This window comes from Roseateles sp. (assembly GCF_031397715.1).
GTDB lineage: Bacteria > Pseudomonadota > Gammaproteobacteria > Burkholderiales > Burkholderiaceae_C > Paucibacter_A.
This window is the reverse complement of sequence record NZ_JANNMI010000217.1, coordinates 1-5658: the sequence shown is the minus strand read 5'-3', so window position 1 is coordinate 5658 and position 5658 is coordinate 1. Positions and strand designations below refer to the sequence as shown.

General features: G+C 64.9%; 6 protein-coding genes. 1 reads left to right on the top strand and 5 read right to left on the bottom strand.

Features of this window, described 5'->3' with window-relative positions:
* The 3 genes from RMO57_RS09395 to RMO57_RS09385 all read right to left on the bottom strand — a co-directional run.
* The coding region (locus tag RMO57_RS09395) for a BPSS1780 family membrane protein (protein WP_310385994.1) at positions 1-594 on the bottom strand (594 nt) is incomplete at its 3' end.
* A gap of 13 nt (positions 595-607) precedes the next feature.
* Complete coding sequence (locus RMO57_RS09390; protein ID WP_310385992.1) at positions 608-1660, bottom strand: homoserine kinase; 1053 nt, start codon at positions 1658-1660, stop codon at positions 608-610.
* Positions 1661-1713: 53 nt separating this feature from the next.
* Positions 1714-2040 carry a hypothetical protein gene (locus tag RMO57_RS09385; RefSeq protein ID WP_310385991.1) on the bottom strand — a complete coding sequence of 109 codons (327 nt, stop codon included), beginning with the start codon at positions 2038-2040 and terminating at the stop codon, positions 1714-1716.
* Positions 2041-2089: 49 nt separating this feature from the next.
* Here RMO57_RS09385 and polA point away from each other — a divergent pair, with 49 nt between their 5' ends.
* Positions 2090-4849 (top strand): DNA polymerase I, encoded by a 2760-nt coding sequence (polA, locus tag RMO57_RS09380; RefSeq protein WP_310385989.1) that lies wholly within the window; start codon positions 2090-2092, stop codon positions 4847-4849.
* A 77-nt stretch (positions 4850-4926) separates the two neighbouring features.
* Here polA and RMO57_RS09375 read toward each other — a convergent pair whose 3' ends face one another.
* Positions 4927-5406 (bottom strand): LEA type 2 family protein, encoded by a 480-nt coding sequence (locus RMO57_RS09375; protein WP_310385988.1) that lies wholly within the window; start codon positions 5404-5406, stop codon positions 4927-4929.
* Positions 5407-5415: 9 nt separating this feature from the next.
* Positions 5416-5658, bottom strand: a 243-nt coding sequence (locus tag RMO57_RS09370) for an alpha/beta hydrolase (protein WP_414896402.1), incomplete at its 5' end; no start/stop codon positions are given.

The window sequence follows — 5658 nt, the reverse complement described above, 5'->3', positions numbered from 1 at the left end:
CCCCAAGGTGCTGGAGAACAGCGCTTGCATCAGGCCCTGGCCACCCCAATGGATCAGGGCCGGCGCATGCCAGAACGGCACCGACAACAGGCCCGCCAGGCCCAGTCGGGTGACGGCGCCCCAGAACAGCCGCGGGTCGTCCCAAGCCGCCGCGACCTGCTCGGGCGAGCCGTTTTCCAGCATCAGGCGCTGGAACGCCTCGAAGCTGCCGCCGTCAACCCATTCAGACAATAAGCCGATGGCCACGGTGGCCAGCGCATAGCAAGCACCCAGCAGCAATTGGGTATTGCGGCGCTGCGGCGTCAGCTTCAGTGGCGCCACAAAGACCGCCGCCGTCGGCGACTGATCCTGCAGCACCAGATGGGTGGCCAGCATGAAGCCCAAGGACAGCAAGGGCATGGCCATCAAGAGCAGCACGATGCCGACGCCCGGCAGCAGCAACAGCGCAAAGGCGATGAAGATGAAGACCGACAGCAGGCCGGCCATCGCCAGCGGCTTGCGCCGGAACACCTTCAGGCCGTGGCGTATCCACAGCAGGCCATTGCGGGCGGGCACGGTTTGCAGATGCAGCAACATGGGGGTGGTTGGGTTCAAAGCGGCAGGGTTCTCAAGGGTTCAATAAGGCATGCCAGGGGCGCGCAATGCGCTCCCGCAGCACGCGCTCGAAATGGCCGGGGTCATGGGGTTTGAGCAGGGCGGCGTCGCGCGGCAGATAGACGTCCCACAGGCGCGACAGCCAAAAGCGCAAGGCGCCGGCCCGCAGCATCGCCGGCAGCAGCCGGTGCTCAACGCCGCTTAATTGACGCACCGACTCGTAGGCGCGCACAAAGGCCTCGGCGCGCGCTTCGTCGAGCCGGCCATTGGCATCGTCAATGCACCAGTCGTTGAGACAGATGGCGAGGTCAAACAGCCAGCTGTCGACACCGGCGAAATAGAAGTCAAAGCAGCCGCTCAGGCGTTCGCGGCCGGGCAGGCCAGAGTCAAGGATGGGCCGTTCCCGACTTGACGACACCCCCTCGGGGGGGCTGGCGCGTTGCGGCGGCTCAGGGGGCACGTCGAACATCACGTTATCTCTGAACAGGTCGGCGTGGATCGGGCCGCGCGGCAGCTCGGCGTAACTGGCCGAAGCGGCCAGGTTTTGCTGGAACGACAGCTCGGCGCTCAGCAACTCGGCCTGTTCCGGGCTTAAAAATGGCAGCACCACCGGCACCGTCTCGCTCCACCAGCTCAAACCGCGCAGATTGTCCTGGTGCAGCGGGAAGTCCTGCGCCGCCAGATGCATGCGAGCGAGTTCTGCGCCGACCTGCTCGCAATGGAACAGATCGGGCGCCAGTTGGTGGCCGCCGCGCAGCTTGTTGACGATGGCCGCCGGTTTGCCCTGCAGCTCGAACAGAATTTGACCCGCGGCATCGGCCTGCGGGTCCGGCACGGCCAGGCCGCGCTGGGCCAGGTGCTTCATCAGCTGCAAATAGAAGGGCAGCTGGGCAAAGCTCAGGCGCTCGAACACGGTTAGCACGAATTCGCCGCCGTCGGTGGTCAGGAAATAGTTGGTGTTTTCGATGCCGGCGCTGATGCCGCGCAGCGCTTGCACCGGGCCCAGGCCCAGGCGGTCGGCGAGCGCTTGCGCCTCGGGCAAGGTGACTTCGGTAAATACGGCCATATCAACAGCTAGAAAAGAGTGGGCGGAGCGCCAAAGGCCCGAGGCCGCTTACTTCAGAAGCTCAGCACGCTCCAGACGCGCCGGCCTGCTGCAGCACGCGTGGTGCCGGCACCGGGTGAGAGGTCGCGACTGCCGTCGCCCATGATGATTTCGTAGCTGGGTAGTTTGCTGTTCTTAGGCTTGACCGTGACCTTTTGGGTCTGGCCGCGCACGCGCAGTTCTTCGATGCGGGTGCTGTCATCCTCGATCACGGTTTCCACCACCACGGCGTCGGCGACCGGTGCAGCGGTGTCGCTCGCTTCTGCGGCAAACAAGGCTGGACTGGTCAACGCCGATACCAGCAAGGCCAGGAGGGGGGTGGTGATGAGGGTGCGTGACATGGTTGCATTCTAAGTGGTTGGCCTGGATTTTCGGCTTTGCTGCACGACAATGCCGGCCATGAGCAAACCCATCATGTTGCTGGTCGACGGTTCCAGCTATCTCTACCGTGCCTTTCACGCCATGCCCGATCTGCGCGGCCCCGGCGGCGTGCCCACCGGCGCCGTGCACGGCATGGTGGCCATGATGAAGCGCCTGCGCGATCAGATCGGTGCTGAGCACGCGGTCTGTGTCTTCGACGCCAAGGGCCCGACCTTCCGCGATGCCTGGTACTCGGAGTACAAGGCGCAGCGCGCACCGATGCCCGATGCCTTGCGCGAGCAGATTGCGCCGATTCACGAAGTGGTGGCGCTGCTGGGCTGGCCGATTCTGGAGGTGCCCGGTATCGAGGCCGATGACGCGATCGGCACGCTGGCCCGCGTCGCGGCGGCGGCGGCGGGGCATGCGGTGGTGGTGTCGACCGGCGACAAGGATTTGGCGCAGTTGGTAACGGCCGACGTCACCTTGATCAACACCATGAGCAATGAATCTTTGGACATTGCCGGCGTGCAAGCCAAGTTCGGCGTGCCGCCGGACCGCATCATCGACTACCTGACCCTGATGGGCGATACCGTCGACAACGTGCCCGGCGTCGAGAAGGTCGGCCCCAAGACGGCGGCCAAATGGATTGCTGAATATGGCTCGCTGGACGGCGTCATTGCCAGCGCCGACAAGATCAAGGGCGCCGCCGGCGAGAACCTGCGCAAGGCGCTGGACTGGCTGCCGATGGCGCGCAAGCTGGTCACCGTGGTGCAGGACTGCGATCTGAACGGCTATGTGCCGCAATGGCCCAGCCTGGAAGCGTTGGCGCTGCGGCCGGTCGATCAAGCCGGCTTGGAGGCCTTCTATCAGCGCAATGGTTTCAAGACCTGGCTGAAGGAGCTGAGTAGCACCAAGGCCGAGGCGCCGGCCAGCCAGGATATGTTTGCTGGCGAAGCAGTGTCCAAGCCCGTGCCCGACGACTCGCCGCGCCATTACGACACCATCCTCGACTGGGCCTTGTTCGATGCCTGGCTGGCCAAGTTGACGGCTGCGTCGTTGGTGGCGGTCGACACCGAGACCGACTCGCTCGACCCGATGCGGGCCAAGATCGTCGGCATCTCGTTCGCCGTCAAGGCCGGCGAGGCGGCGTACATTCCGCTGCGCCATGACGGCCCGGATGCGCCTGTGCAGTTGCCGATTGAAGAGGTGCTGGCCAAGCTCAAGCCCTGGCTGGAGGACGCCTCAGCCGCGAAGCTGGGGCAGAACCTGAAGTACGACACCCATGTGTTCGCCAACCACGGCATCAGCTTGCGCGGCGTCCAGCATGACACCATGTTGCAGAGTTATGTGCTGGAGGCGCACAAGACCCATGGCCTGGGCGCCCTGGGTGAGCGCCATCTGGGCCGTGCCGGCTTGAGCTATGAAGACCTGTGCGGCAAGGGCGTGCATCAGATCCCGTTCGCGCAGGTCGATGTGGCCCGTGCCGCCCAGTATTCGGGCGAAGACTCGGAGATGTGCGTGGCCCTGCATCAGCAGCTGTGGCCGCAAATCGAGGCGGATGCCGGGCTGACCCGGATCTACCGCGACATCGAGATGCCGACCAGCGCCTTGCTGGCCCGCATCGAGCGCGTCGGCGTGTTGATCGATGCGCCGCTTTTGCAGGCGCAAAGCCATGAGCTGGGTCAGCGCTTGCTGGCGCTGGAGCAGGAGGCCTACGAGATTGCCGGCCAGCCGTTCAACCTGGGCAGCCCCAAGCAGATCGGCGAGATCTTGTTCACCAAGCTGGGCCTGCCGGTGATCAAGAAGACCGCCACCGGCGCACCGTCGACCGACGAAGAAGTGCTGGAAAAGCTTTCGCTGGACTATCCGCTGCCGGCCAAAATCTTGCAGACGCGCGGCTTGGCCAAGCTCAAGAGCACCTATACCGACAAGCTGCCGCTGATGATCAACCCCGCCACCGGCCGCGTCCAAACCAACTACGCGCAGGCGGTGGCGGTGACCGGGCGCCTGTCAAGTAACGAGCCAAACCTGCAGAACATCCCCATCCGCACGGCCGAGGGCCGGCGCGTGCGCGAGGCCTTTGTGGCGCCGCCGGGCCATTTGATTGTGAGTGCCGACTACTCGCAGATCGAGCTGCGCATCATGGCCCATATCAGCGAAGACCCCGGCCTCTTGCGCGCCTTCGGCGAGGGCGTGGACGTGCACAAAGCCACCGCGTCGGAAGTTTTCAATACGCCGCTGGCCGAGGTGACACCTGAGCAGCGCCGCTATGCCAAGACCATCAATTTCGGCCTGATTTACGGCATGGGGGCGTTTGGCCTGGCGCAGTCGTTGGGGATCGAGCAAAAGGCCGCGCGCGACTACATCGAGCTCTACTTCAACCGCTTTGCCGGCGTGAAGCGCTATATGGACACGACCAAGGCCCGCGCCGCTGAGCTGGGCTATGTGGAGACCTTGTTCGGCCGCCGCATCTACCTGCCCGAGATCAAGGGCGGCAACGGCCCGCGCAAGGCCGGTGCCGAGCGGCAGTCGATCAATGCGCCCATGCAGGGCACGGCGGCCGATCTGATCAAGCTGGCGATGATCGCGGTGCAAGCGGCACTTGACGATCAAGGCAAGGCGACCCGCATCGTGATGCAGGTGCACGACGAACTGGTGTTCGAGGTGCCGCAAGCCGAGCTGGACTGGGTCAAGGCCGAGGTGCCCCAACTGATGGCCGGTGTGGCGCGGCTGTTGGTGCCGCTGCTGGCCGAGGTGGGTGTGGGGGCCAACTGGGATCAGGCGCATTGATTGATCGACAGAGGGCCCGACTTGCGCCTGAAAACCAAACGCTCAAACGCTCAAACGCTTAAAAACCTAAAAGCAACTCATCTCGGCAAGCCCAACACCCCGCTGCTTGAAAACCGCACGCTGCCGAACAGTCCGCCGGCCAGCTTGCCGCTCACCACATAGGGCATCTCGCCCTTGTCGGCGGCGCCGCTCAAGGTGAGCGCCTGGCGCACCGCCGCAAAGGCGGACACCGTCAGCGGCACATCGAGCAGGGTCTCGCCGAAGCGTGGCACCACGCCTTTTTGGTCACTGACGCCGCTGGCCAGCGCCTTGCCGTTGAGCGCCAGGTCCAGCGCCACACCGTCAAACTCGACCGCCGCATCGTTGGGGTTCTGCACCCGTAGCCTGACCAGAAAGCGCAGCTCCAGGCCTTCGCCCGCCAGCGGCTCGACGCCGGCCACCGTGACTTTCAAGGCGTCTGGCTGGGTCAGCGTGGCGCAGCCGGGCAATCCCAAGGCAAGTAGCCCGCCAATCAGCAAGCCAAACAGCAGACCGCGCCGCGACGTCGTCGTCCTCATGGCGGCGGCCTACTGCCAAACCTTGAGCAGCCAGCGGTTCAGCTCGGTGACTTCTTCCATGCACATCGAATGCTCCATCGGGTAGTCGTGCCAGGCGATGCTGTAGCCGAGTGCCGCCAGCGCGTCGCGGGCGGCAAGCCCGCGCTCCATCGGCACCATCGCGTCCTGGCGACCATGGGCCATGAAGATGGGCACCAAGGCATTGGCGTCATGACGTTCCGCTGCCGTCGTGCCGGCCAGCGGCAGATAGCC